The 26,138-nt window shown below is 63.8% G+C and carries 20 protein-coding genes and 1 pseudogene; 11 read left to right on the top strand and 10 right to left on the bottom strand.

The window, feature by feature from the left end; all coding sequences use genetic code 11:
- Positions 1–167 precede the first annotated feature (167 nt).
- On the top strand, positions 168–1,058 hold the full coding sequence (gene phhA / locus I2488_RS07045) for a phenylalanine 4-monooxygenase (protein WP_196275374.1): 891 nt from the start codon (positions 168–170) through the stop codon (positions 1,056–1,058).
- Between the two features lie 74 nt (positions 1,059–1,132).
- On the opposite strand, the gene I2488_RS07040 is transcribed toward phhA, so the two are convergent.
- The 4 genes from I2488_RS07040 to I2488_RS07025 form a co-directional block, all read right to left on the bottom strand.
- Positions 1,133–1,417 (bottom strand): hypothetical protein, encoded by a 285-nt coding sequence (locus I2488_RS07040; RefSeq protein WP_196275109.1) that lies wholly within the window; start codon positions 1,415–1,417, stop codon positions 1,133–1,135.
- Between the two features lie 72 nt (positions 1,418–1,489).
- Complete coding sequence (locus I2488_RS07035; RefSeq protein WP_196275108.1) at positions 1,490–1,756, bottom strand: GlsB/YeaQ/YmgE family stress response membrane protein; 267 nt, start codon at positions 1,754–1,756, stop codon at positions 1,490–1,492.
- Between the two features lie 107 nt (positions 1,757–1,863).
- Entirely contained in the window at positions 1,864–2,676 is an 813-nt protein-coding gene (locus I2488_RS07030) for an undecaprenyl-diphosphate phosphatase (RefSeq protein WP_196275107.1), read from the bottom strand.
- Positions 2,677–2,719: 43 nt separating this feature from the next.
- The gene (locus tag I2488_RS07025) at positions 2,720–4,522 is read right to left on the bottom strand and encodes an ABC transporter transmembrane domain-containing protein (RefSeq protein WP_196275106.1); all 1,803 of its coding nucleotides are present in this window, start codon (positions 4,520–4,522) and stop codon (positions 2,720–2,722) included.
- 161 nt (positions 4,523–4,683) lie between these two features.
- On the opposite strand from I2488_RS07025, the gene I2488_RS07020 reads away from it, so the two are divergent.
- Positions 4,684–5,940: a polyhydroxyalkanoate depolymerase gene (locus I2488_RS07020; RefSeq protein WP_196275105.1), complete on the top strand. Its 1,257-nt coding sequence runs from the start codon at positions 4,684–4,686 to the stop codon at positions 5,938–5,940.
- A 484-nt stretch (positions 5,941–6,424) separates the two neighbouring features.
- Here I2488_RS07020 and I2488_RS07015 read toward each other — a convergent pair whose 3' ends face one another.
- Positions 6,425–7,207, bottom strand: a complete 783-nt coding sequence (locus I2488_RS07015) for a response regulator transcription factor (RefSeq protein WP_196275104.1) — start codon at positions 7,205–7,207, stop codon at positions 6,425–6,427.
- Positions 7,208–7,931: 724 nt separating this feature from the next.
- Between I2488_RS07015 and I2488_RS07010 the strand changes: the two genes are divergently transcribed.
- On the top strand, positions 7,932–8,882 hold the full coding sequence (locus tag I2488_RS07010; protein ID WP_246465562.1) for a glycosyltransferase family 2 protein: 951 nt from the start codon (positions 7,932–7,934) through the stop codon (positions 8,880–8,882).
- Here the strand turns inward: I2488_RS07010 and I2488_RS07005 are convergent.
- From I2488_RS07005 to I2488_RS06995, 3 genes are all read right to left on the bottom strand, one after another.
- A complete protein-coding gene (locus tag I2488_RS07005) occupies positions 8,863–9,324 on the bottom strand; it encodes a MaoC family dehydratase (protein ID WP_196275102.1) in 462 nt (153 codons plus the stop codon). The genes I2488_RS07010 and I2488_RS07005 overlap by 20 nt on opposite strands.
- Before the next feature lie 84 nt (positions 9,325–9,408).
- Entirely contained in the window at positions 9,409–10,779 is a 1,371-nt protein-coding gene (locus I2488_RS07000; RefSeq protein ID WP_196275101.1) for a putative O-glycosylation ligase, exosortase A system-associated, read from the bottom strand.
- Positions 10,772–10,933, bottom strand: a complete 162-nt coding sequence (locus tag I2488_RS06995) for a hypothetical protein (RefSeq protein ID WP_196275100.1) — start codon at positions 10,931–10,933, stop codon at positions 10,772–10,774. The genes I2488_RS07000 and I2488_RS06995 overlap by 8 nt, the downstream gene beginning before the upstream one ends.
- A 65-nt stretch (positions 10,934–10,998) precedes the next feature.
- On the opposite strand from I2488_RS06995, the gene I2488_RS06990 reads away from it, so the two are divergent.
- The 4 genes from I2488_RS06990 to I2488_RS06975 all read left to right on the top strand — a co-directional run bounded on the left by I2488_RS06990 (position 10,999) and on the right by I2488_RS06975 (position 20,195).
- Entirely contained in the window at positions 10,999–12,225 is a 1,227-nt protein-coding gene (locus tag I2488_RS06990) for a TIGR04063 family PEP-CTERM/XrtA system glycosyltransferase (RefSeq protein WP_196275099.1), read from the top strand.
- Between the two features lie 49 nt (positions 12,226–12,274).
- The gene (locus I2488_RS06985) at positions 12,275–13,864 is read left to right on the top strand and encodes a hypothetical protein (protein ID WP_196275098.1); all 1,590 of its coding nucleotides are present in this window, start codon (positions 12,275–12,277) and stop codon (positions 13,862–13,864) included.
- Between the two features lie 243 nt (positions 13,865–14,107).
- The gene (gltB, locus tag I2488_RS06980; RefSeq protein ID WP_196275097.1) at positions 14,108–18,748 is read left to right on the top strand and encodes a glutamate synthase large subunit; all 4,641 of its coding nucleotides are present in this window, start codon (positions 14,108–14,110) and stop codon (positions 18,746–18,748) included.
- Between the two features lie 13 nt (positions 18,749–18,761).
- The gene (locus I2488_RS06975) at positions 18,762–20,195 is read left to right on the top strand and encodes a glutamate synthase subunit beta (RefSeq protein ID WP_196275096.1); all 1,434 of its coding nucleotides are present in this window, start codon (positions 18,762–18,764) and stop codon (positions 20,193–20,195) included.
- A 159-nt stretch (positions 20,196–20,354) separates the two neighbouring features.
- Here the strand turns inward: I2488_RS06975 and I2488_RS06970 are convergent, their stop codons facing one another.
- Positions 20,355–21,683, bottom strand: coding sequence for a CNNM domain-containing protein (locus I2488_RS06970; RefSeq protein ID WP_196275095.1), 1,329 nt, complete (start codon positions 21,681–21,683; stop codon positions 20,355–20,357).
- Positions 21,684–21,862: 179 nt separating this feature from the next.
- Between I2488_RS06970 and I2488_RS06965 the strand changes: the two genes are divergently transcribed.
- Complete coding sequence (locus I2488_RS06965) at positions 21,863–22,555, top strand: YiaD family glycine zipper/OmpA-like lipoprotein (RefSeq protein WP_196275094.1); 693 nt, start codon at positions 21,863–21,865, stop codon at positions 22,553–22,555.
- 131 nt (positions 22,556–22,686) lie between these two features.
- Positions 22,687–23,682: an aldo/keto reductase gene (locus I2488_RS06960; protein WP_196275093.1), complete on the top strand. Its 996-nt coding sequence runs from the start codon at positions 22,687–22,689 to the stop codon at positions 23,680–23,682.
- On the opposite strand, the gene I2488_RS06955 is transcribed toward I2488_RS06960, so the two are convergent.
- Positions 23,679–24,455 (bottom strand): 3'(2'),5'-bisphosphate nucleotidase CysQ, encoded by a 777-nt coding sequence (locus I2488_RS06955; protein WP_196275092.1) that lies wholly within the window; start codon positions 24,453–24,455, stop codon positions 23,679–23,681. The genes I2488_RS06960 and I2488_RS06955 overlap by 4 nt on opposite strands.
- Before the next feature lie 193 nt (positions 24,456–24,648).
- On the opposite strand from I2488_RS06955, the gene sucC reads away from it, so the two are divergent.
- Together sucC and I2488_RS06945 are read left to right on the top strand one after the other, a co-directional pair.
- Positions 24,649–25,863 (top strand): ADP-forming succinate--CoA ligase subunit beta, encoded by a 1,215-nt coding sequence (sucC, locus tag I2488_RS06950; protein WP_196275091.1) that lies wholly within the window; start codon positions 24,649–24,651, stop codon positions 25,861–25,863.
- 148 nt (positions 25,864–26,011) lie between these two features.
- Positions 26,012–26,138 (top strand): annotated as a pseudogene (locus I2488_RS06945) (electron transfer flavoprotein subunit beta/FixA family protein); the annotation flags it as partial.

Here is a 26,138-nt window from a genome sequence, read left to right as displayed (position 1 = left end):
CACAGGGTCGGGCCGTTGGGGGAGAATCGGGGCAAAGTCAAGCGAGGAGAGACTCGTGTCGTGATTTGCCGGACGGGGTTGCTTGTGATACTGGTTGCATAAGAAACCAGATTGCAGAGACGATGACCACTGCCAGCCTAGTGACGGACTTTACCCGCCTGCCCGAGATGCCCGAAGGCGTCTATACCGCGCCGCTCAAGCGCCCGGAGCGGGTGGGCGAGGATTGGCTGGAGCCCGCGCAGCGTAGCTACACGGCCGACGAGAATGCCATCTGGGACGAATTGTTCGCCCGTCAGATGGAGGTGCTGCCGGGGCGTGCCTGCAATGCCTTCCTGCAGGGGCTGGAGCGCCTCGATCTCGGTCGCGGCGGCGTTCCCGATTTCGGCAGGCTTTCCGATGAACTCGGTGCGCTGACCGGGTGGAGCGTCGTGCCGGTGCCGATGCTGATCCCCGATCACGTGTTCTTCTGGCACCTTGCCAACCGGCGCTTCCCTGCGGGCAACTTCATCCGCACGCGCGAGACGTTCGACTACATTCAGGAGCCCGACGTCTTCCACGACGTGTTCGGCCACGTGCCGATGCTGACCGACCCGACTTATGCCGATTACATGCAGGAGTATGGCCGCGCCGGGTGGAAGGCGATGCGCTACAACCGGCTGAAGTCGCTGGGCGCGCTCTATTGGTACACGGTGGAGTTCGGGCTGGTGATGGAAGGGGGCGAGCCCAAGGTTTATGGTGCGGGCATCCTGTCCGGCCCCGCCGAGGCCGTGTTCGCGCTCGAGGGGCAGTCTCCCAACCGGATCATGCTCAATGTCGACCGGGTGATGCGCACCGACTACGTGATCGACGACCTGCAGCCGACCTACTTCGTGATCGAGAGCTTCGAGGATCTCTACCACCAGACCGTCGAGCGCGATTTCGACCGGCTCTATCGCGGGCTAGGGGCCGGGTTCACTTATGCCAATATGGCCGTGATCGACGTCGACGACGTGCTGCACCGGGGCACGCTGGAGTATCACTTGCGCGGCGGGCGGGGATCGGGCGCCACGCCGGTCTGAGGCGCACGAAAAAGCCCGGCGCCTTCCAGGGTGCGCCGGGCTCCTTCGGCCTTGAAGGCGGATAGATCCCAGGCTCAGCCCGGGGTCTTGTCCATCTTGTCAGCCTGATCTTCCATGGCGTCGGCCTTCTTCTCGCCCGTTTCACGGACGGCGTCGGCCTTGTTCTCGAGCGCGTCTTCCGAGGCGCCGCCCATGGCGTCAGCCTTGTTTTCCATGGTGTCGGCAGCGGCGTCCGAAGCCTGACGCACCGCGTCAGCCTGGTCTTCGGCAGCGTTTTCCTTGCCGCTGTCGCAAGCCGAGAGGCCAAAGCCCATGGCCAGAACCGACGCCATCATGGCGCCCTTGAAAATTGCCTTCATGTCAGTCCCCTTCAGGTATGGAGAAGGCGGCCAGAACGACCGCCTTCAGGTTGTTGATCAGGAAATCCGGGTTCAGCGAACCGAACCGCGACGGACCAGGTTCACGATGGCGAGCAGGATCAGCGCGCCAAGGAACGAGACGATCAGGGTGCCGGCCGAAATGCCGTTGGTGATCGAACCGCCGCCGATCAGCGGAGCGAGCAGGAAGCCGCCGAGCAGGGCGCCGACGATGCCGACGACGATGTTGAGGAAGATGCCCTGCTGCGCGTCGGTGCGCATCACGATGCTGGCCAGCCAGCCCAGGATGCCGCCGACGACGAGAAGAATGATAAGGCCCATTGTAAGTACCCCTTTGAAGTGCTGTTGCCGGTAAAAATCCCGACAAGTCACTTGGTTCCGCAAATGCGGTGGGGTGATATTCAGAGCTTTGTCAGAAAGTTGTAATCCTAGCGCATCCCGAGCCAGACCAAGGCCACAGCTCCCGCGACGATGCGGTACCAGGCAAAGGGCTTGAAGCCGGACTTGCTGACGTAGGCGACGAACATGCGGATGACGGCGAGTGCGACGACGAACGAGACGGCAAAGCCGATCCCGATCTCGGTCCAGCCCACGCCCATCGTGCCGCTCATCAAGGCATCGCGATTGTCGAGCAGTTCGAGAGTGGTTGCGCCCAGCATGGTCGGGATGGCGAGGAAGAAGCTGAACTCGGCCGCCGTGCGCCGCTCGATGCCCATGGCCAGCGCGCCCATTATCGTCGCGCCCGAACGGCTGACACCCGGGACCATGGCGAGGCATTGCGCAAGGCCGACGCCCAAGGCCTGGCGCAGCGGCAGTTCGCCGATGCCGGTGAGTTCACCGGTCCTGGCGCGCTTCTCGATCAGGAGGATCGCGATGCCGCCGACGATCAGCGCCCAGCAGACGACCGAGGGGCTGCCGAGCAGGACATCGATGTACTTCTTCAGGGCAAGGCCAAGCACCGCCGAGGGGATGAAGGCGGCGAGCAGGTTGCGCAGGAAGCGCAAGGACATCGGGTTGAGCTTGAGCAGGCCCATGCCCACCGCCCAGAACGTCCGCCAGTACTGGACGACCACCGCCAGGATCGCGCCCAGCTGGATCACGACGTTGAACATCGCCCACTGGTGCGCGTCATAACCGAACAGTTCGGTGGCGAGGATGAGGTGGCCGGTCGAGGAGACCGGCAGGAACTCGGTGAGTCCCTCGACGATGCCGAGCAGGATGGCGGTGACGATGGTGTCCATGGTATCCCAAGCGTTTGCCGCAATGCAGCATCAAGTCAAGGCGTCAGGCGGCGAGCCCTTCGAACTGCAGGCGGGCGAGGCGGGCATAGAGGCCGTCGGCTGCCGTCAGGCTGGCGTGGGTGCCCTGTTCGACGATCCTGCCGGCGTCCATCACGACGATGCGGTCTGCCGCGCGGATGGTGGCGAGGCGATGTGCGATGACCAGCGTCGTGCGGTCCTGCATTAGCCGGTCGAGCGCTTCCTGCACCAGCCGTTCGCTCTCGGCGTCCAGCGCGGAGGTCGCCTCGTCGAGCAGCAGGATTGGCGAATTGCGCAGCACCGCACGGGCGATGGCGATGCGCTGGCGCTGGCCGCCGGAAAGGCGCGCGCCGTCTTCGCCAAGGAATGTGTCGAGGCCTTGCGGCAGATCGCGCAGGAACTGTTCGGCGTTGGCGGCGCGCGCCGCTTCCCAGATCTGGTCGTCGCTCGCGCCCCAATTGCCATAGCGCAGGTTGTCGCGCGCAGAGGCGGCGAAGAGGGTGGCGTCCTGCGGGACAAGCGCGGTGCGGGCGCGGATCTCGGCGGGATCGGCGCTGGTCAGCGGCACGCCATCGATGCGGATCGTGCCGCCATGCGGATCGTAGAAGCGCTGGGCGAGCAGGAACAGGGTGGACTTGCCCGCGCCGGAGGGGCCGACGATGGCGACGGTCTCGCCGGGTTCGACGGTCAGCGAGAAGTCGTCGAGGGCAAGAACCTCGGGCCGCGAGGGATAGCGGAAGGCGACGTTCTGGAACGCGATCTGGCCGCGCGGGGGGACGGGAAGGGCAGTGGGGCGCGCGGGCGCAGAGATTTCCGGCTCTTCGCGCAGCAGTTCGTTGAGCCGTCCAGCAGCGCCGGCACCGCGCAGGAGATCGCCGTAGACTTCGGACAGGGCGCCAAGGGCACCTGCCACGAGGCCTGCGGTGATGACGATGGCAAAGATCGTGCCGCCGCTGATCGAACCTTCCGCCACGCCGTTAGCGCCTTCCCAGACCAGCATCGTGATACCGCCGAAAACCAGCACAATCACGATCGAGGTCATCAGTGCGCGCAACGAAATCCGGCGAAGCGCCGTCTGGAAGGTTGCTTCCACGCGTTCGCTGAACCTTTCGAGTTCACGCTTTTCCTGTCCGAAGGCCTGCACGATCTTCATCGCGCCCAGCACTTCCGCCACGATTACGCCGATGCCTGCAACGCGGTCTTGGCTCGATCGAGAGACATTGCGCACGCGGCGCCCGAAAAAGACGATCGGGCCCACGACCAGTGGAATCCCGATCATGAGGATCGCGGTCAGCTTGGGTGCCAGGTAGAACAGGTAGGCCAGGCCACCGATCGCCGTGATCGTGTTGCGCAAGGCGACCGAGACCGTCGTGCCGACGACCTGCTCGATGATCGCAGTGTCCGAAGTCATGCGCGAGGAGATTTCTTTCGGACTGTTGGTCTCGAAGAACGAGGGGGGCAGGCGCAGCAGGTTCTCCTGCACGCGCAGGCGGATGTCGGCAACGACGCGCTCACCCAGCCAAGACACGAAATAGAAGCGGCAGGCAGTGCCGACGCCCAGCACCAGCACGATCATCAGGAGGTATTGGAACGAGGAGTTGATCGTCGAAGGATCGGCGCCGGGGCCGAATGCCTTGTCGATGATCGCCTTGAAACGCGCCGGGATGGCGATGGTCGCAGCTGAAGTGGTCAGCAGTGCCAGCGCGGCAAACAAAAGCTGGCGGGGATACTTCAGCGCCTCGCGCCAGATCATGCGCAGTGGCCCAAGGGTCTTTGCCTTGGGAGCAGGTTCGGCAGCAGGCGGCGGGCTCTGGGTTTCCTCGTCCATGGCGGGTGCCTAGCCGATGGCGGGGATTACCGAAAGGGGGCGGATTATCCGACGGGCGGGTGACCGGCCAATTGTTGCGTTGCACAAACAGCCGAATCGCGCCAATCTGTATACAAACGACTCCCGCGTCCGCGCGGGCCATAAATCAGAAGGTGTTCGCAGTGCTCTACAAGGCTTACGAAATTCAGCGCTCGCTGATGAATGCGGGCAGCGCCTGGGCCTCGATGATGGCTGACGCGCTGACCGATCCGCGCAATCCCTGGGCCGGTGTCGGTCCTTCGCAGACGATTGCCAACGCGCTCGACGTCTTCGCCCATGCAGCAGCGCCGCGTGGCAAGCCCGCCTTTGGCATCAAGGTCATCCATGTCGATGGCACTGCCCATGCGGTGAAGGAGACGACCGTCGTCACCCGCCCGTTTGGTGACCTCAAGATGTTCACCCACGATGGCCTGCCCAAGAATGCGCCGCGCCTGCTGATCGTCGCGCCGATGAGCGGCCACTACGCCACGCTGCTGCGCGGCACGGTCGAACGCATGCTCGAACGCTGCGTCGTCTACATCACCGACTGGGCCGACGCGAAGTACGTGCCGCTGGCCGAAGGCACCTTCGACCTTGACGACTACATCGACTACCTGACCGGCTTCCTCGAGCACATCGGCGAAGGCGCACACATGATGGCGGTGTGCCAGCCATCGGTCCCGGCCTTTGCCGCAACCGCGATCATGGGCGCGAAGAAGCATCCGTGCCGCCCGGTGACGCTGACCATGATGGGCGGACCGATCGACACGCGCGAGAGCCCGACCGCTGTAAACGACCACGCGATCACCAAGCCCTACGTCTGGTTCAAGCACAACGTGATCACCACCGTGCCGACCAACTATCCGGGCGAAGGCCGCCGCGTCTATCCGGGCTTCGTGCAGCTCGCCAGCTTCATGTCGATGAACATGGCCAGCCACATGATGAGCCACTACAAGCTCTTCCAGCACATGAACGCCGGTGCCGACGAAAGCGCCGAGGCGACCAAGGCTTTCTACGACGAATATCGCGCGGTCTGCGATCTGCCCGCCGAATTCTATCTCCAGACCGTCGACGTCGTTTTCCAGCGGCACGCCCTGCCCAAGGGCGAGTTCATCCACCGCGGCCAGGCCGTCGATCTCGGCGCGATCACCGATACCGCTATCCTGTGCATCGAGGGCGAGCGTGACGACATCTCGGGCATCGGCCAGACCAAGGCAGCGCTGAAGGTGACGCCGAACCTGCCCGAGGACATGAAGCAGTACCTGCTGGCCCCGGAAGTCGGCCACTACGGCATCTTCAACGGCTCGCGCTGGCGCACGTCGATCGCCCCGGTGGTCGAGCAGTGGATCGGCCAGTTCGAGAAGAAGGCCAAGGGGCGCAAGCTCAGCGTCGTCGCCTGAACACCAGCATTTGCTCCAGCCGCGATTTTCCCGGAGTCGCGGCTGGTCATGCCTCTGTCACGAAAGCCGGTCTTTCAGAAGGGGCGATCCGGTTCGATCCATCACGGAGGAGCGCTGTAAGGGCGGGGAATGTCGGGGCAGGCTCTCGTCGGACTCGAAAATGCCGACGGGCATTTCGCGCCAATGCCCGTTTGCATCGCGAGCAACCACTGCGTCGCAGTGCGTGCAGAAGTTTGCGTGACCCACTTCTGCACCCTGCCCCTCGGGACGGTTTCGTGAAGCAGAGTGGAAATTGTATCGGCACAGCGGAAACCGTCTGCGGACACGTCTGAAGAGTTTGCGCGGCAAGACCCTGGACATGATGACGACGATTCTGCGTATGATCATGATGAGGCCTTGCAGCGTTCAGCGGCCATGGCATTGCCGCATCTGATGACGGAACTGCCGTTGCGTGAGGTCGATCGCAGATCGATTCTGCGCACGGTCAGATGCATTGGTTGCCTCCGGTATCCCGCAGCATGTAGGACTTCGGGTGGGCATAGGAGATCGTCACTCCGGCCGGGAGCTTGGCGCGGATTGCCGAAATCAGGACGCGCAAGGACGCTGGGGCCAGTGGCCGTCTGCCGCGATGAGCCGTTGCCAGACTTTCGATGTTTGCCGCGTCGGGGAACTGGCGCATCAACGCTTCGCAGATCGATCGTTCGCGCGGACTGAGCTGTGCGAGGATCCTGCGCAGCCGCTGGAGTTGCGGTGCATCCGGGAACGCCTTGGCGCTGCTTTGCGCGACGCTTGCGTAACGTTGGGCGCAAGCCAGAATGCGCGCCTGCGCTTCGGTGACAGACATGCGTGCATCGAAGACATCATCGAAACCGGCGTTCAGCAGCGTGGCGCGGTCTCGCGGCGATGTGGCGCCGAGAATTGCGAACTTGGGCTTGGCCGAAGGCAGCGGAAGGTAGATCCGCAACAGCTGCCTGACCCTGCGAATGTCATTTCCGGCAACAGCAAGCACGTCGTAGTCGGAACGGGTCGGGCTTATGTCGGCAATGTAGCTTTCCGAAACAGAGCGGACCGATTGCTGGGGGAAAACGAATTGCAGCCATTCCGTCTGCTGTATAACCGATGGACTTCCGAATGTCGCGATCCTAGCTACAAGATTTCTTACAGTACTAGGATAGCAATCTATTTCAAAATTGTAGTATAAATAGGATAAAACTGGCGAAGGGTCGCCGATTGCAAAGTCGCATTGTTTTTTGAGCGGTTTTACCATTTTAATGAACTGCTCGGAATGGGATGAAATATCGATGCAATCAGTCTTGGTATAATGGATACTCACCCGGCAAACAACGGTGCGTCACGGTTAACGTATTGCTTCGCTTGAAGCTTTTTTGAATCATTAACAAAATATCAATATATGATTAAACGGGGTGAATGCTGGTTGGCCGCCATATGCGGTTGATTTCTGTAAGCCTGCCCGCAGCAACCTCGGTTTTCCGCCAATTGCACGCTTTTCGATGGAAAGAGGCAGCGACCGATCGACCGTGTCTGCACGAACCTTAATCAACTGGAGGGGTTCTATGCGAGGCCCTGATTCCGGATTTCGCAAATGCGCATACCTATACGTTCCTTGTGATATTCATCACATCTCAAGAAATAAAAAAACATCTAACATCAGATACTTATTTGATGTTTCGGAGGATTCCCTGTCAATAAGGTCCTTACCGCAACTGCTAACGTTATCAATGCGGCGCTGCGACATCGATTTGCTCGAGCCAGCGATGAGCCTGGTTTCCAGGTGACCTGCCGACGCCGGGGCCGAATGCGCCTGCAAAGCGTGGAATGGAACTGCAAGCTTTGCGGGATGCCTGACGCAATCGTCGCCTGCTATTCCGTACCATAGCGGGACGGATGCCGACCCGTTCTGCAGCGCAACAGAGCGCAACGTTCGGGAAAAGCCGCATTTGCCTTCGCGTGGCAGAAGGTCGGGCGTGGCAATGGAGTTTCACGATACGCCCGCAAGGGGAGACGAGGCGCAGGTCGACGCCGGATGGTCTGTGTCCGACCCTCGAGTAAGCATCGTGCTGCCCGTGCACAATGGTGCCGCCTATCTCGATCAGGCGATCCGCTCGATCCGCTCACAGACCTTCCGCGATTTCGAACTTATCTGCGTGGACGACGGATCGACCGACGAAACGCCCGAGATCCTTGTCCGGCACGCCCGTTCCGACTGCCGCATCCGCGTCATTACCAACCGTCCCAACAAGGGCCTGCCCGGCGCCTTGAACACGGGTTTCGCAGCCGCGCGCGGCTCGCTCCACGGCTGGACTTCGGACGACAACATCGCCCGGCCGCAAATGCTGGAACGGCTGGTGGCGGCGCTCGATGCCAATCCGGATGCCGGCATTGCCCATGCGAACTACAGCGTGATCGACGCGGCCGGTGCCGTGATCGGGTTTCAGAAGGTGGGGCCGGCCTCGGAAATCCTGCTCGGCAATCGCATCGGCGCGGCGTTCCTCTATCGCGAACAAGTGACGCGCAGCCTTGGCGGGTATGACACCGGCCTGTTCGGCGTGGAGGACTACGACTTCTGGCTGCGCGCCGCACGGACCTTCCGCTTCGTCACGCTGGATGAGGACCTCTATCTTTACCGCCGCCACGAAGGCAGCCTGACCGATCAGCGCGCCCGGACCATCCACCGGCTCGTCGGCCAGATCATCCGCCGGGAACTGGCGCATGTCAGCGATCCCGGGATGCGCGCAAAGGTCCTGCTGGAGCACGGTCTGGCGAGCCGCCTCGAACCCCGGCTCGGCATGCTGTGGCGGGCCTTCACGGTGCGGCCCTTGTTTGTGCTGGCCAAGGTTCCGGCAGTGGCGCGGCACCTGATTTTCCATCTGATGCGCGCGACTGTTGCCAGAGTTCAGCGCCTCACACGAAGAACTGGGTGATCCACTCGCACTGCAGCGCGGGCTTGGCCTCGCCTTCGATCTCGACCGTGATCTCCATCGTCTGCTGCCACTGGCCGGGACGCTTCTCGTCCATCTCGAGCAGCTTGAACACGCCGCGCACACGCTTGCCGACGCGGACCGGGGCGAGGAAGCGGGTACGATTGCCGCCGTAGTTCACGCCCATCTTGATGTGTTCAGGCCGTGGGCAATCACTTTCCATCGTCAGCAGCGGAATCAGCGACAGGGTGAGGAAGCCATGCGCGATGGGGCCACCGAACGGGGTCAGCTTCGCTTTCTCCGGATCGACGTGGATGAACTGGAAGTCGCCCGTCGCCTCGGCAAACTTGTTCACGCGCTCCTGCGTGATCTCCACCCAGTTCGAGGTGCCGACCACCTGGCCGATCCGGGTCTTGATCTCTTCGGCGGGGACGTAGGTCGTCATGGCGGTGCGCTCTCCTGCTTTTGGCTCTTGCGCCCGCACAATGGCGACAAGCCGGGTCGGGAGCAAGCCGGTTTAAGCGCCTGGTTAAGCGGTGGCGGACCGAGGCAGGGTTGATGGGGCCGGTTTGCGAAAGGGCGCGGGCTGCGCGGTCCGTACCCGCTTGATATAGGCCCACAGCCCGCATTGCAGCCCGACAAGCATGTAGCAGAAGGGCTGGAACGCGATGCCGACGAAGGTCGAGCCGACGAGGTAGATGATCTGCGCCTGCTGCAAGGCCTCGGCCAGCGGCGAGACCCAGCGGAATTCCTCGGACGTCTCCTTGCGGTAGCGTCGTCGCAGGACTTCCATCTGCCACACGCCCAGCAGGTGCAGGCTCAGCCAGAGGGCAAGGCCGGGATAGCCCTGTTCGCCCAGCATTTCGAAGTAGCTCGAATGGTAGGCGCGGCCTTCCTCGACGATCGGCTGGTATTCAAGCGCGGCATTGTTGTCGCCGGCGTAGTCGGCCTTGACCGTGTCGTACTGCAGCCTGTTCTGGCGATAGGCTTCGAAGCCGCCGCCGAAGGGGTGGCGCTTGGCAAACTCGATGGTCCACTTCCACACCGCCACGCGGGTGGAGGCGGACTGGTCGGACTGGTGGTTCCGGATCGTGCTCATGCGGTCGGTGAACTCCTTCGGCAGGAGCGGGACCGCGATCAGGGCGCCGGCGGCCATGACCGAGACGATCAGCAGGCGGCGCTTGGCCGTGCGCAGGATCATTGCCGCCAGCACCACGACGCAGACGAGGCCGGTGCGCGCGCCGGTGCCGATCGGCATCAGCGCGCAGGCAAAGCACAATGCCCAGGCAAAGGTCTTCACGCGCCAGTCTGGCGGAAAGATCGTGCCATAGCGCGAGAGCCACAGTGCCAGCGGGATCACCGCGATGGCCACGGCGGAAATGATCGAGCCTTCGTAAAGCCCGGTGTTGTCGTTCACCAGCAGGCGCAGTTCGCCGTATCCACCGCCGCCTGCCGCCGTCTTGATGCCGCCGCCGATCACGATCACCCCGATCGACAGGGCCAGGATCAGCGTGATCGCCTCGATCCGCAGGCGCGTGCGCAGGGTCAGGGGCAGGAACAGCGCCCAGAGCAGCGCTTTCCACACCCACGCCCACTTGTCGGCCGCTTCCACCGGGAAATCCGCCGCCTGCGTTGTCAGCCCGCAATAGACCAGTAGCGTCAGGAGCAGGAACTGGCGCAGCGAGAAGCGGATGCCGTTCTTGTCCTCGGCCACGAACCACGAGATGAACGCGCAGAGGAACGCGATCAGCGATACCGGGATGTGGCTGAGAATGCCCCAGCTGACCTTCTGCGGCGCGACGATGTCGATATAGCTGTAGGCCAGCACGAAGATGAACGGCTTGCGAAAGCCCGCGCCGATGAAGGCGAGCACGCAGGACAGCAGGAACAGGTCAAGCATCGCTGCTGTCCGGAGCGGGACTGCTACTCTTGCGGAACGGCACCTTGCGGCCGGGCAGCGAGGGATCGTCATCGAGGTCGTCACGATGCAGCAGTCGCCAGACGGCAATCGCCATCAGCACGTGCGGCAGGAATATCGTGAACTTGTCGATCATGTCGGGCCAAGCGCTAGCCGATCGAGGTTGACGCGGCGTTAAGCCTTCCATGGCAGACGGAAGCCATGACACGCGTGCTCCACGTTCTCGACCATTCGCTGCCGATGCACAGCGGCTACACCTTCCGCACCCGCGCGATCCTCAAGGCGCAGGAGGCGCTGGGGCTGGAGGTGCGCGGGGTCACCGGGCAGCGCCACACCGCGCCGACGCCCGCCGATCCCGAAGTGGTCGATGGCCTGACCTTCTATCGCGCAGGGGGTGCTTCGGGTGGTCTTCCGCTGGTGCGTGAATGGAGCGAAGTTACGGCGCTGGCCGACCGTATCGTCAAACTGGCGCGCGAATGGCGGCCGGATGTGCTCCACGCCCACTCGCCCGCACTGTGCGGACTCGCAGCTCTCAAAGCTGGGCGCAAGCTTGGGATTCCCGTGGTCTACGAGATCCGCGCCTTCTGGGAGGACGCCGCCGTCGGCAATGGCACCGGGCGCGAAGGCTCCGCCAAGTACTGGCTGACCCGCGTACTGGAGAACGATGTCGTCAGCGGCGCCGACCATGTGGTGACAATCTGCGAGGGCTTGCGCACCGATCTGATCGCGCGCGGCTTCCCGCCCGAAAAGCTCTCGATCATGCCCAATGGCGTCGATCTCGACCTGTTCGGCGATCCCCTGCCGCGCGATGCAGCGCTGGCCGCCGAACTCGGGCTGGGTGAGGGTCCGGTGATCGGCTTTCTCGGCAGCTTCTACCCCTATGAAGGGCTCGACGACCTGATCGCCGCGATGCCTGCCATCGTCGCCCGGGTGCCCGCTGCGCGCCTGCTCCTGGTCGGTGGCGGCCCGGCCGAGGCGGACTTGCGCGCGCAGGCACAGGCCTCGCCGGTGGCGGATGCCATCCGCTTCGTCGGTCGCGTCCCCCATCACGAGGTAGACCGTTATTACTCGCTGGTCGATGTGGTCTGCTATCCGCGCAAGGCGATGCGCCTGACCGATCTTGTCACCCCTCTAAAGCCGCTCGAGGCCATGGCCCAGGGCAAGCTCGTCAGCGCCTCGGACGTCGGCGGCCATCGCGAGCTGATCCGGCATGGACAGACCGGCACCCTGTTCCCCCCCGACGATCCCGTTGGTCTGGCGGCAGCGCTCTCGGAGCTTCTGGGTACACCGCAAAGCTGGAACGCCCAGCGCGAGGTGGCGCGGGACTTTGTCCGCAGCAGCCATGACTGGGCTCTCAACGTCAGGCGTTATCTCCCTGTTTACCAAGCCCTGTTACCGAATCACCGAATGCCCGCGATTGCCGCGTGATCAGCGATCGCCGGGTCTGAAAAGGCCGGAAGCACAGGATGAGACGCAAGTGACCGCGACGAAGCGCAAGCAAAAGCCCATCACCGCGCACCCGATGTTCCCGGTTGTGACTGCATTGTGGTTCGCGGCCTTCCTGGGGCTGGGAAGCTTTGCCGTCGCGCCCTCTCTGCTTGAAGGCCCTGTGGTGGCTTTGGGTATTCCTGCGGTGCTTCCCGCTGCCGCTCCACCGCTTGGCTTCACGGCGCGCGTATTGCTGGCGCTCGTGATGCTGCTGACGGGAGCCGTGATCGGCTTCGTGGTCGGTCGCCGTCTTGCCCCGCGCGAGGCAGCCGCGCCACGCCGGCGGGACATGGGGGCAACGTCGCGCAGCAGGCCGGTTGCGCAGCCAGAGACCGTTGAGGCGCGCAAACCGCTCAATCCCAGGGAGGATCTGGGCGAGCCGATCGGTGGCATCGATGATGACGCCGAAGTCCCATCGCGCCGCCGCGCGCTTTCCCTCAACGACGAAGGCCGCCTCATGGTGCCTTCCGAAGAGGCCCCGCTGCCCGGCTTCCTGCCGTGGGAACGAGACGAGGCCGCGCCCGCTGCGGAGGCGCACAAGCCCGGGCCGCTCGGCTCGGCAGATCCGCTGGCCATGAAGGGCCTGTTTGACGCCGCAGACAGCGCCTCTCAGGCGGTCCTTTCTCAGACGGTCCTTGTGCCCGCCCCCCCACCTGCCGCTCCTTTTGCTCAGGCCGATGCGGTTCCGGAATCCCCGGCAGCTGAAATTGCGCCTGAAGCGCCGGTCGAGCCCCAGCCGCAGGCGCAGCCGGCGGTATCGGCTCCGCGCCAGACTTTGCACCAGGCACCTGCTGACGACGTGACCCCGCTTGAGCGCGCGCCCCTCGATGCGCTCGGCATGGTGCAACTGATCGAACGCCTAGCCCTGGCCATTTCGCGCCATGCCGCGCCGACACGTGATCTCGCCCCGCTCGAAGCGTCCAGCTTCGTCGCACCGAGTGCGAGGTTTTCGGCCCAGGCCGTGTCTGCCCCTATCCGTCCTGCTTCCGAGGACGCCGCGGTTGCGCCTGCACCGGCGCAAATGCAGCCGGATCGCGTTGTCCCCATTCGGCCCGCCGCCTTCGAGCCGCCTCTGGTTGACCATGCGGTCGAGCAAGCCGATGCGGATGAGATTGACGAAGCTGCAGCGCCGCCCCGCTTTCTCAAGTCGGCAGGTCCAGTTGCCGAATTGGGCGCCTCGGAACAGCAGGCGACGGCAGAACCGGAAGTGGCGGAGGAACGCTATCCCTCGCTGCTCGACATGCAGCCGACCTCGTTGCGCCCGGCCTTCCGCATAGACGACGGCCTCGGCCTTGGCAGCGATGCGGGAGGCGACGTCGAGGATTCCCTGGAGCCGGTCGTGGTGTTTCCGGGGCAGGGTTCGGTGCTTCAGGCGCCGCGGCACTTCGAGCGGCCGACGATCCAGCAGCTTCCCGGCTCGCCCCTTGCCGCGCCCGGTCGCGCGGCACCTTCCAGCCCGACCGAGGCCATGCCCCCGGCAACGGCTGCAGTCCCCGGCGCGCTGCCCGATCCGGAAGAGGCCGACCGCGCCCTCCGGGCCGCACTCGCCACGCTGCAGCGGATGACCGCCCAAGGCTGATTTCTGACGGTCCTGCACGGCACTTTCGGGCAGTAAGGTCCCGGAAACCGGCAATATCTGCCATGTCGCAACCGTATTTACGGCATTAAGCGCCCGCTTGATGCCCTTGCGCAGTTGCAAAATAACTTTCCTGCAGTCATGGGGGCACTTCGCGCAATTTTCGTCGCTTTTCCGCGAGGGTGATTCGCGCGCCGCAGCCGTTTCGGCCATTGCCGCTTTTTTGAATGTAGGACGATCATCGAGATGGGATTTCCGCCGCTTCAGGGCCTCTACGATCCGCGTAACGAGCATGACGCCTGTGGCGTGGGCTTCATTGCCCACATCAAAGGTCAGAAAAGCCATGCCATCGTGGACCAGGCGCTGGAGATTCTGCACAATCTCGACCATCGCGGTGCCGTCGGCGCCGACCCGCTGCTGGGTGACGGCGCGGGCATCCTGATCCAGATTCCCGACCAGCTGTTCCGCAAGTGGGCCTCTTCCGAAGGCAAGGACCTGCCCCAGCCGGGCGATTATGCCGTGGCCATGTGCTTCCTGCCGCAGGACGAGGCCGCGCGCCTGTTCGTGACCGAGTTCTTCGAGAAGTTCATCGCCAAGGAAGGCCAGGAACTGATCGGCTGGCGCGATGTGCCGACCACGCTCGATGGCCTCGGCAAGACCGTGATCGAGCAGATGCCGGTGATCCGCCAGTGCTTCATCAAGCGCGGTGCCGGCACGCCCGATCAGGACGCGTTCGAGCGCAAGCTGCTCGCCATTCGCAAGCAGACGCAGAATCCGCTTGCTGCCATGGCCGAGAAGCACAACCTGCCGGGCGTGACGCAGCTCTACATGCCGAGCTTCTCGACCCGCACGATTGTCTACAAGGGCCTGCTGCTCGCCAACCAGGTCGGCTCGTTCTACGACGATCTGCGCGATCCGGATTGCGTCTCGGCTCTGGGCCTTGTGCACCAGCGCTTTTCGACCAACACCTTCCCGAGCTGGAAGCTGGCGCACCCGTTCCGCTTCATTGCTCACAACGGCGAAATCAACACCGTTCGCGGCAACGTGAACTGGATGAACGCGCGCCGCCGCACCATGGAATCCGAGCTGCTCGGCCCGGATCTCGACAAGATGTGGCCGCTGATCCCGCACGGCCAGTCGGACACCGCCAGCCTCGACAACGCGCTCGAACTGCTGCTGGCCGGTGGCTATAGCCTTGCCCATGCGGTGATGATGCTCGTGCCCGAAGCTTGGGCCGGCAACCCGCTGATGAGCCCGGCGCGCCGTGCATTCTACGAATACCACGCCGCCCTGATGGAGCCGTGGGACGGCCCTGCCGCCGTCGCCTTCACCGATGGTCGTCAGATCGGCGCCACGCTTGACCGCAACGGTCTGCGCCCCGCGCGCTTCTCGATCACGCGTGACGATCTGATCTGCATGGCTTCGGAAAGCGGCGTCCTGCCCTTCCGCGAGGAAGACATCGTCCGCAAGTGGCGCCTCCAGCCGGGCAAGATGCTGCTGATCGACATGGATCAGGGCAAGATCATCGAGGACGAGGAAATCAAGGCCGAGCTGGCCAATGCCGAGCCTTACGAAGAATGGCTCGAGCAGGCGCAGTACAAGCTCAAGGAGCTCGACGTGATCGAGCCCGAGCTGGCTGCGCTGCCGGTGGAAACCACCTCGCTGCTCGATCGCCAGCAGGCCTTCGGGTACACCCAGGAAGACGTCACCAAGTTCCTCGAGCCGATGGCCGTGGCCGGTGACGATCCGATCGGCTCGATGGGCACCGACACCCCGATCGCGGTGCTGTCGAAGCGTTCGCGCCTGCTCTACGACTACTTCAAGCAGAACTTCGCGCAGGTCACCAACCCGCCGATCGACCCGATCCGTGAGGAACTGGTCATGTCGCTGGTATCGATGATCGGTCCGCGCCCGAACCTGCTCGGCCACGATGCCGGCAGCCACAAGCGCCTCGAAGTCGACCAGCCGATCCTGACGAACGAGGACGTCGCCAAGATCCGCTCGGTCGAAGCCGCGCTTGACGGCGCCTTCCGCACCGCCACGATCGACACGACCTGGGATGCCGCCACCGGGGCCGATGGCCTTGAAATGGCGATCAAGGAAATGTGCTGGGCGGCCACCGAAGCAGTGCTTGCCGACAAGAACATCCTGATTCTGTCGGACCGCGCCCAGTGCGAAAGCCGCATCCCGATGCCGGCGGCGCTGGCAACCGCCGCGGTGCACCAGCACCTCGTCCGCCAGGGCCTGCGCATGCAGACCGGCCTTGTCGTCGAGACCGGCGAAGCGCGTGAAGTGCATCACTTCTGCGTGCTGGCAGGCTATGGCGCGGAAGCGATCAACCCCTACGTCGCGTTCGAGACGCTGGAGCAGATCCGCGTCTCGAAGGAGCTTCCGCTCGAAGCCAAGGACGTCAAGAAGAACTACATCAAGGCCATCGGCAAGGGTATCCTCAAGGTCATGTCCAAGATGGGCATCTCGACCTACCAGTCCTATTGCGGTGCCCAGATCTTCGACGCTGTCGGCCTGTCGACCGAGTTCGTGAACGCCTATTTCACCGGCACCGCGACGACGATCGAAGGTGTCGGCCTCAAGGAGATCGCGGAAGAGACCGTGCGCCGCCACGCTGCGGCCTATGGCGACAACCCGATCTACAAGAAGATGCTCGACGTGGGCGGCATGTATCAGCTGCGCCTGCGCGGCGAAGAGCATGCTTGGACGGCGTCGAACATTGCCAACCTGCAGCACGCGGTGCGCGGCAACACGCCTGAAAAGTATCGCGAATTCGCCCAGTCGATCAACGACCAGTCCGAACGGATGCTCACCATCCGCGGTCTGATGGAGCTGAAGAAGGCCGATCAGGCTATCGACATCTCCGAAGTCGAACCCGCCAGCGAGATCGTGAAACGCTTCGCCACTGGCGCGATGAGCTACGGCTCGATCTCTTGGGAAGCCCACACCACGCTGGCCGTGGCGATGAACCGCATCGGCGGCAAGTCGAACACGGGCGAGGGCGGCGAGGATCCCGCGCGCTTCAAGCCGCTCGCAAACGGCGACTCGATGCGTTCGGCCATCAAGCAGGTCGCTTCGGGCCGCTTCGGCGTTACTGCCGAATACCTCGTCAACGCCGACGACGTGCAGATCAAGATGGCGCAGGGCGCGAAGCCCGGCGAAGGTGGCCAGCTGCCGGGCGACAAGGTCGACAAGACCATCGGCAAGACCCGTCACTCGACCCCGGGTGTCGGCCTGATCTCGCCGCCGCCGCACCACGACATCTACTCGATCGAGGACCTCGCGCAGCTCATTCACGATCTCAAGAACGTGAACACCGGCGCGCGCATCTCGGTCAAGCTGGTGTCGGAAGTGGGCGTGGGCACCGTGGCTGCAGGCGTGTCCAAGGCGCGTGCCGACCACGTGACGATCTCGGGCTACGAAGGCGGCACTGGCGCTTCGCCGCTGACCTCGCTGACGCACGCCGGCAGCCCATGGGAAATCGGCCTTGCCGAAACCCAGCAGACGCTGCTGCTCAACAACCTGCGCAGCCGCATCTGCGTGCAGGCCGACGGCGGCCTGCGCACCGGTCGTGACGTCGCCATCGCCGCGCTGCTCGGCGCTGACGAGTTCGGCTTTGCCACCGCACCGCTGATCGCGGCCGGGTGCATCATGATGCGCAAGTGCCACCTCAACACCTGCCCGGTCGGCGTCGCCACCCAGGACCCGGTCCTGCGTGCGCGCTTCACCGGCCAGCCCGAGCATGTGATCAACTACTTCTTCTTCGTCGCCGAAGAGCTGCGCGCGATCATGGCCGAGATGGGCTTCCGCACGGTCGCCGAAATGGTTGGCCGCGTCGATCGTCTCGATACCAAGAAGGCCGTCTCGCACTGGAAGGCGCAGGGCGTCGACCTGTCGAAGCTGCTGCACAAGGTCGAGCCGGTCGAAGGCACGACCCTGAACTGGAGCGAGACGCAGGATCACGGCCTCGAAGCCGCGCTCGACAAGGACCTGATTGCCGCCAGCGCTCCGGCATTGGACAAGGGCGAACCGGTCCGCCTCGAACGCAAGGTCATCAACGTCAACCGCACGGTGGGCGCGATGCTCTCTGGCGAAGTCGCCAAGAAGTACGGGCACAAGGGCCTGCCGGACAACACCATCCACATCTCGTTCAAGGGTGTGGCCGGCCAGTCGTTCGGCGCGTTCCTCGCCCATGGCGTGACGCTCGATCTCGTCGGCGATGCCAACGACTACGTCGGCAAGGGTCTGTCGGGCGGTCGCGTGATCGTGCGCCAGCCAAGCCACGTCGATCGTGACCCGACCGAGAACATCATCGTCGGCAACACCGTGCTCTACGGTGCGATCGCGGGTGAGGCCTACTTCAACGGCGTTGGCGGTGAACGCTTCGCGGTGCGCAACTCGGGGGCCGTCGCGGTCGTCGAAGGCACTGGCGATCACGGTTGCGAATACATGACCGGCGGCGTCGTCGTTGTTCTGGGTCGCACCGGCCGCAACTTCGCGGCGGGCATGTCGGGCGGCGTCGCCTACGTCTATGACGTGGACGGCAACTTCGCCCAGCTCGTCAACGGCGCGATGGTCGACGTCCTGCCGATCTCGGCAGAGCGTGACGAAGACGACGGTGCAGGCCGTCCGCAGCAGCGCGGTGTCGACGTTTACGACTACGGCATGGGCGACATGCTGCGTCACGATGCCGAACGCCTGCGCGTGCTGGTGGAACGTCACCACCTCTACACCGGCAGCAAGCGCGCCCGCGAGATTCTCGACAACTGGTCCGAGGCTCTGGGCAAGTTCGTCAAGGTCATGCCGCGCGACTATGCGCGGGCGCTCCGTCAGATGGAGGCCGAGCGCCTCGAAGCCGCCTCTGTCGCGGCTGAGTAAGGGTTAGATTACAATGGGCAAGGCAACCGGCTTTCTCGAGATCGACCGCAAGGATCGCACTTATGATGCGCCTGCGGAGCGACTGAAGCACTATCGCGAGTTCGTGATCCCGCACGACGATGCTGGTCTCAAGGGCCAGGCATCGCGGTGCATGAACTGCGGCATTCCGTACTGCCACAACGGCTGTCCGGTGAACAACCAGATCCCCGACTGGAACCACCTGGTCTACGAGAATGACTGGCGCGACGCGCTGACCAATCTCCACTCGACCAACAACTTCCCCGAGTTCACCGGCCGCATCTGCCCCGCCCCGTGCGAGGCCGCCTGCACGCTGAACATCGTGGACCAGCCGGTCACCATCAAGTCGATCGAATGCGCCATCGTCGATCGCGGGTGGAAGGAAGGCTGGATCGAGCCGCAGGTTCCGGCGAAGAAGACCGGCAAGTCGGTCGCTGTCGTCGGCTCCGGCCCGGCAGGCATGGCCGCTGCCCAGCAGCTGGCCCGCGCCGGCCACTCGGTCACCGTGTTCGAGAAGAACGACCGCATCGGCGGTCTGCTCCGCTACGGCATTCCCGACTTCAAGATGGAAAAGACCCACATCAACCGCCGCGCGATGCAGATGGAGGCCGAAGGCGTCCAGTTCCGCACCAGCGTCGAAGTGGGCGTGACCGTCTCGTTCGCTTCGTTGCAGGAAAACTTCGATGCGGTGGTGCTCTCGGGCGGTGCGGAAGATCCGCGCGGCCTCAACATCCCCGGCGCAGAACTGCCCAGCGTGCGCATGGCGATGGAATTCCTGACCCAGCAGAACAAGCGCAATGCGGGTGACGATGAACTGCGCGCCGCCCCGCGCGGCTCGCTGCTCGCGACCGGCAAGCATGTCGTCGTGATCGGAGGTGGTGATACCGGCTCTGACTGCGTCGGCACCTCCAACCGCCAGGGCGCCGCTTCGGTCACCCAGCTCGAAATCATGCCGAAGCCGCCCGAAAAGGAAGACAAGGCGCTGAGCTGGCCGAACTGGCCGCTCAAGCTGCGCACCTCGTCGAGCCACGAGGAAGGCTGCGAGCGCGAGTTCGCCGTACTGACCAAGCGCGTCGTTGGCGAGAACGACGTGACCGGCCTCGAATGCGTCCGCGTCGAGTGGGTCGATGGCAAGATGCAGGAAGTCGCCGGCAGCGAATTCGTGCTCAAGGCCGACCTGATCCTGCTCGCCATGGGCTTCGTCGGCCCCCGCAAGCAGGGCCTGCTCGAACAGGCCGGCGTCGAGCTCGACCCGCGCGGCAACGTCAAGGGCAACGTGGTCGACTACAAGACCAGCGTCGAGAACGTCTTTGCCTGCGGTGACATGCGCCGTGGCCAGAGCCTTGTCGTCTGGGCGATCCGCGAAGGCCGCCAGTGCGCCCGCGCCGTCGACGAAGCGCTGATGGGCGTCAGCGAACTGCCGCGCTGATCGTCAGAACATCACTGAACAGGAAAGGGGCGTCCGCAAGGTCGCCCCTTTTGCGTTGGCATCCTTCGACAAGCTCAGGATGAGCGGGCGTCGGTTGAGTTACCTTATGCTCTTACAAACCCCGCTCATGCTGAGCCTGTCGAAGCATCACACGCTAAGTCAGCCATCCCCCTCAGGCGCAACTGCAGGCATGGCCTTGGTCCGGCACACCAGCAGCTTGTCGATCTTGCGACCGTCCATGTCGACCACTTCGAAGCGCCACCCCTGATCGTGGAAATGCTCGCCCTCGTTGGGCAGCTTCTTGAGGACGGAGAGGCAGTACCCCGCCGTCGTCGCGAATTCGCGGTCGTCAGGCAGGTCCAGCCCGAGCCGGTCCGCCAGCGCGTCGGCAGGCAGCGCGCCCGAGATCAGCAGCGAGCCGTCCTCGCGTTCCACCACCATCGGCTCGTCACCGGCATCGGCATGGCCGACGAAGTTGCCGGCAATTGCCGCCAGCAAGTCTGCTGGGGTGACGATGCCTTCAAGGTGTCCATATTCGTCGTGCACCAGCGCGATCGCCACTTCGGCCTGCTGGATCATGCCCAGCGCATCCATCGTATCGAGCTGGTCCGGCACGATTGCGGGCTTCTTCATCAGCCGCCCGAGCTGAACCTTGCGCCCGCGCAGCAGCGTCGAAAGCACGTCGCGCACCTTCACTACGCCAACGATCCGGTCGACCGACCCGTCCGCCACCAGCAGCAGCGAATGAGGGCTGTCCTCGATCGCCTCGCGCAGGTCCGCTTCGCTCGCCTTGCGCTCGATCCAGTGCAGTTCGGTGCGCGGCGTCATCACCTCGCGCACCGGCCTCTCGGCCAGGCGCATGATGCCGGTCATGATCGCCCGCTCTTCCTCCTCGATCACGCCGGAGCGCGTGGCTTCGGCGAAGATCATGTGGAGTTCCTCGGCAGTCACCTCCTGCTCGGTGCCCTGCTTCAGGCCAAGCAGGCGGATGATCGCGCTGGACGAATTGTCGAGCAGCCAGACGAAGGGTGCGGTTACCTTCGACATCAACGCCATGGCCGGTGCCGCCAGCTTGGCAATCGGCTCGGCCGCGCGCAGCGCCAGTTGCTTGGGCACCAGTTCGCCCACCACGAGGCTGAGGTAAGTGGTAACCGCAATGACGATCACGAAGCCCGCGTCGTCGGCGTACTGAGCCGGAAAGCCCCAGGCTTCCAGCCGTTGCGCCATCGGCCCGCCAAGGCTCGATCCCGAATAGGCACCGGCAATGATTCCCACCAGGGTGATGCCGATCTGCACGGTCGACAAAAATTTTCCGGGGTCCGCCGCCAGGGCGAGCGCGACTTTCGCACCCTTGCTGCCCTCTTCGGCAGCAACCTTGAGGCGGGCAGGGCGTGCCGAGACAATCGCCAGTTCCGACATGGAAAACAGGCCGTTGAGCAAGACGAGGCCCAGGATCACGAAGACGTCAGACCAGGGAAAAGGTGTCACGCTATGGCCCCTAACAGATTTACCGGGAAAGGCGAATAGCGCGCGAATTGTTCCTGAGGATCGCGCCATGCAGGTTCCCGTTCGGGAACCGTTCAGTCGAAGTGGGCGTATTTCACCCTGTCAAAGCGCCATCGCGGCGTTAATGTTGAAGTCCGGATGCTGGTAAAAGGGGACAGGAAATGAAAATCCGTCGTGTTCTGATGTCGAGCCTGTGCGCTGTTTCGCTGGTCAGCCTGTCTGCCTGCGTCACCGATCCCAACACCGGCGAAAAGAAGGTTTCTCGCACCGCCATCGGCGGCATTGGTGGCGCGCTTGGTGGCGCCCTCCTCGGCGGCCTGATCGGTGGCAAGACCGGGCGCATTGTCGGCGCCGGCATTGGCGGCGTCGCCGGTGGCGTGATCGGCTACCAGAAGGACAAGCAGATCAAGCAGTTGCGCGAGCAGACCGCTGGCACGGGCGTTGACGTTACCGAGACCGACAATGGTCAGGCAATCCTCGTCAACCTGCCCAACGGCGTAACCTTCGACGTTGACAGTTCGGCGGTGAAGCCGGGCTTCCGCGACACGCTCGACAAGATTGCCCAGTCGCTGACCCAATACCCCAACTCGCTGATCGACGTGTACGGCCACACCGATTCAACGGGCTCCGACGCCTATAATCAGGCGCTGTCGGAGCGCCGTGCGCGCGCGGTGGCAGACTACCTGACCTCGCGCGGCGTCGGCTATGCCCGCATCCGCAGCCAGGGCTTCGGCGAATCGCAGCCGATCGCTTCTAACGACACCGAGGAGGGCCGTTCGGCCAACCGCCGCGTGGAAATCAAGATCGTCCCGATCAGCCAGGACGATGTGAACGCGGCTCGCTCGGGCCAGTAACGCCTCCACATGCCTTGACCAAGCGGCGCGGTCCTTCGGGGCTGCGCCGCTTTTGTTATGGAGCATGCGTTTCGCGGTTGACCGCCGTCGGGTGGGGCTGGCATCGGCGCGTCCGAAGGAGACAGGTTCGCATGCCGATTCAGCGCCGCACGATCAACGGACGCGAGACCAACCCGATCGGGCTTGGCTGCATGTCGCTGAGCTGGGCCTACAGCGGTCGACCAAGCGAGGAAGACGGCATCCGCCTGCTCCAGTACGCCGTCGACATCGGCTACGACCACTTCGATACGGCCCGTCTCTATGGCCTTGGTCACAACGAAACGCAGGTGGGCGTCGCGCTCAAGGGCCGCCGCGACAAGGTCTTCCTCGCCTCGAAGATGGGCATCTTCGCCAGTGGCGAAAAGCGCGGGATAGATTGCCATCCCGATACCATCCGCAGCGAACTCGAAGTCTCGCTCCGCCTGCTCCAGACCGATCACATCGACCTCTACTACATGCACCGCCGCGATTTCACGGTGCCGATCGAGGATTCGGTCGGCGCGTTGGCGGACCTCGTGAAGGAGGGCAAGATCGGCGGGATCGGCCTTTCGGAAATGTCGGCAGAGACCCTGCGCAAGGCTGCCGCAGTTCACCCGATCGCCGCGATGCAGACCGAATACTCGCCGTGGACGCGTCAGGCTGAGATCGCCGTGCTCGAAGCCTGCCGCGAGCTCGGCACCACCTTCGTCGCCTTCTCGCCGGTTGCACGCGGGGTGCTCGCCAATGGCGTCCGCGATCCGCAAGCGCTGCCCGATGGCGACATCCGCAAGGCGATGCCGCGCTTCATGGGTGAAAACTGGCAGAAGAACCTAGCACTGGTCGATGCTTTCAACGCCATCGCAGCGCGCGAAGGGGTGACGCCGGCGCAACTGTCGCTCGCCTGGGTGCTCTCGCGGGGCGAGCATGTCGTCACCATTCCCGGCACCGGCAAGATCGCCCACCTCGAAGAGAACATCGCCCGCTGGGACTGGGAAATCCCCGCGGCCGTGGCAACGGAAGTCGATGCGCTGATCAACCAGCAGACTGTTTCCGGCCACCGCTATGCCGGGGTCATGCTGCCCACCATCGACACCGAGGACTTCGTCTAGGCGAGCTTCGCTGCCCTTTCGGCCAGCCGTTCCACTGCGGCAGCATGGATTGCCGGTGCAGTAACCAGCAGACCGAAGGCGCGGGGATCGCGCTTGTTGTAGTGCAATGGCTTGCCGAACGCGTCCGAAGTCGCTGCTCCGGCCTCTCGCGCGATCAAAGTTGCTGCGGCAATGTCCCATTCGAAGCCCCAGCGCAGCGTCGCCAGCAGGTCGGCTTCGTTCGCTCCGACCATGGCAATGCGCAGCGCGATCGAGTTGGGTTTGTCCACTGTCACGAGATCGGCATCAGCCTTGGGCAGGGTGTCGGCAGGCACGCGCGATCCGGGGAGTATCGTGCGCGTGCTGGCGTGCAGCGTTATGCCGTTCCGCATCGCGCCCTGTCCGGCAATGGCAGACCAGTACTCGCCCCGCGCCGGCGCGCTCAGCGCCCCGATCAACGGTCGTCCCTCGCTGACCAGCGCTACCGACACCGACCACCCGGGCCGCCCGCGCACGAAATCGCGCGTCCCGTCCACAGGATCGACCAGCCAGCACAGTCCGCGTTCCAGCCGCTCGGGATGATCGACAGTTTCTTCGGAAAGCCACCCGGCGGAGGGGAGTAGCGCGCCCAGTTCCCGCTTGAGAAAGGCATCGACCGCAAGGTCGGCGTCGCATATCGGACTGCCCGGCGTTTTCTCCCAGACTTGCGGAGCATGGCCGTGGCCCGGCCAGAGTCCCAGCGCCATGTCTCCGGCGGCGCGGACGATCTGGTGGAGGCGGTCATAGTCGATCATTCTGCGCCTCCATGGACGGCCACCATCCTGATATTCTGCAATTGCGAGACGTTATCAAAGATTGCGTGATGTCTCGCATTGACGCTCCTTTTCAAGCTTCCCACACTGTGCTTAAGGCATTCCGAGTCTAGCGCCAACGGCGTCGTATACCTTTGCGCCAGCATGGCGCGCCTGTTCGAAACGGGGAAAACGCATGAACGTCCATGAGTACCAGGCGAAGGAACTGCTTGCGAAGTTTGGTGTCGGCATTCCTGCGGGGATTGCGGCGCTGACGGTTGAGGAAGCGGTTGCTGCGGCCAAGCAGCTTCCGGGGCCGCTTTACGTGGTCAAGGCGCAGATCCATGCGGGCGGTCGCGGCAAGGGCAAGTTCAAGGAACTGCCCGCCGATGCCAAGGGCGGCGTGCGCCTGGCCAAGAGCATCGAGGAAGTCGAGGCTTTCGCCAAGGAGATGCTCGGCAACACCCTCGTCACGGTGCAGACCGGCGAAGCGGGCAAGCAGGTCAACCGCCTCTACATCACGGACGGCGTTGATATCGCGAAGGAATACTACCTCTCGATGGTGGTGGACCGCGCATCGAGCCGCGTTGCCATGATCGTCTCGACCGAGGGCGGCATGGACATCGAGGAGGTCGCACACTCGACCCCTGAGAAGATCGCCACGATCACCATCGACCCGGCCGAAGGCTTCATGCCGCACCACGGCCGCGCCGTCGGCTATGCGCTCAAGCTGACCGGCGATCTCAACAAGCAGGCCGGCAAGATCGCCGAGCAGCTCTACAACGCCTTCGTGGCATTGGATTGCGACATGCTCGAGATCAACCCGCTGGTGGAGACAAAGCCAGATTCTTCTGGGGCCGCCAACCTCCTCGTCCTCGACACCAAGATGAGCTTCGATTCGAACTCGCTCTATCGCCACCCCGACGTGATGGCGCTGCGCGACGAGACCGAGGAAGACCCGGCCGAGATCGAGGCGAGCAAGTACGACCTCGCCTACATCAAGCTCGACGGCAACATCGGCTGCATGGTCAACGGCGCAGGCCTTGCCATGGCGACGATGGACATCATCAAGCTCAACGGCGAATTCCCGGCGAACTTCCTCGACGTGGGCGGCGGTGCGACGACCGAGAAGGTCACCGCGGCGTTCAAGATCATCCTCAAGGACCCGGCGGTGAAGGGCATTCTCGTCAACATCTTCGGCGGGATCATGAAGTGCGACATCATCGCCGACGGCATCGTCGCTGCGGCCAAGGAAGTGAACCTCTCGGTTCCCCTCGTCGTCCGCCTCGAAGGCACCAACGTACAGCAGGGCAAGGACATCCTCGCCAACTCGGGCCTGCCCATCGTCCCCGCCAACGACCTCGGCGATGCCGCCAGGAAGATCGTCGCTGAAGTCCGGAAGGTCGCCTGATATTTCACCTGATTGTTGTTCCAAGAAGGGGCGTCGGGCAACCGGCGCCCTTTTTTGTTACGCAACGCAAGACCCACTTGTGCAGTTGACGTTTACGTAAGCGCAAATTATGCGGAAGCCCACGGAATCAAGGAAAGGACGCCTTGCGATGAAAGCCCTGGTCTGCGTGAAGCGGGTGATTGACTACAACGTGAAGCCACGTGTGAAGGCGGATGGTTCGGGGGTCGATCTTGCGAACGTGAAGATGAGCATGAACCCGTTTGACGAGATCGCAG

The organism is Novosphingobium jiangmenense (genome assembly GCF_015694345.1).
In the GTDB taxonomy this organism is placed as follows: domain Bacteria; phylum Pseudomonadota; class Alphaproteobacteria; order Sphingomonadales; family Sphingomonadaceae; genus Novosphingobium; species Novosphingobium jiangmenense.
Note: the sequence above shows the minus strand (reverse complement) of the source record. Positions and strands in the feature narration are given on the sequence as shown.

Bases quoted from the DNA above. Each gene is read 5' to 3' on its own strand.
- I2488_RS07010 (WP_246465562.1), top strand. From the start codon at position 7,932: ATGGAGTTTCACGATACGCCCGCAAGGGGAGACGAGGCGCAGGTCGAC.
- I2488_RS07005 (WP_196275102.1), bottom strand. From the start codon at position 9,324: ATGACGACCTACGTCCCCGCCGAAGAGATCAAGACCCGGATCGGCCAG.
- gltB (WP_196275097.1), top strand. From the start codon at position 14,108: ATGGGATTTCCGCCGCTTCAGGGCCTCTACGATCCGCGTAACGAGCAT.
- I2488_RS06955 (WP_196275092.1), bottom strand. From the start codon at position 24,455: ATGATCGACTATGACCGCCTCCACCAGATCGTCCGCGCCGCCGGAGAC.
- I2488_RS07025 (WP_196275106.1), bottom strand. From the start codon at position 4,522: ATGGACGAGGAAACCCAGAGCCCGCCGCCTGCTGCCGAACCTGCTCCC.
- I2488_RS06995 (WP_196275100.1), bottom strand. From the start codon at position 10,933: ATGATCGACAAGTTCACGATATTCCTGCCGCACGTGCTGATGGCGATT.
- I2488_RS06975 (WP_196275096.1), top strand. From the start codon at position 18,762: ATGGGCAAGGCAACCGGCTTTCTCGAGATCGACCGCAAGGATCGCACT.
- phhA (WP_196275374.1), top strand. From the start codon at position 168: ATGCCCGAAGGCGTCTATACCGCGCCGCTCAAGCGCCCGGAGCGGGTG.
- I2488_RS07030 (WP_196275107.1), bottom strand. From the start codon at position 2,676: ATGGACACCATCGTCACCGCCATCCTGCTCGGCATCGTCGAGGGACTC.
- I2488_RS07015 (WP_196275104.1), bottom strand. From the start codon at position 7,207: ATGGTAAAACCGCTCAAAAAACAATGCGACTTTGCAATCGGCGACCCT.
- I2488_RS07040 (WP_196275109.1), bottom strand. From the start codon at position 1,417: ATGAAGGCAATTTTCAAGGGCGCCATGATGGCGTCGGTTCTGGCCATG.
- sucC (WP_196275091.1), top strand. From the start codon at position 24,649: ATGAACGTCCATGAGTACCAGGCGAAGGAACTGCTTGCGAAGTTTGGT.
- I2488_RS06965 (WP_196275094.1), top strand. From the start codon at position 21,863: ATGAAAATCCGTCGTGTTCTGATGTCGAGCCTGTGCGCTGTTTCGCTG.
- I2488_RS06990 (WP_196275099.1), top strand. From the start codon at position 10,999: ATGACACGCGTGCTCCACGTTCTCGACCATTCGCTGCCGATGCACAGC.
- I2488_RS07035 (WP_196275108.1), bottom strand. From the start codon at position 1,756: ATGGGCCTTATCATTCTTCTCGTCGTCGGCGGCATCCTGGGCTGGCTG.
- I2488_RS07000 (WP_196275101.1), bottom strand. From the start codon at position 10,779: ATGCTTGACCTGTTCCTGCTGTCCTGCGTGCTCGCCTTCATCGGCGCG.
- I2488_RS06960 (WP_196275093.1), top strand. From the start codon at position 22,687: ATGCCGATTCAGCGCCGCACGATCAACGGACGCGAGACCAACCCGATC.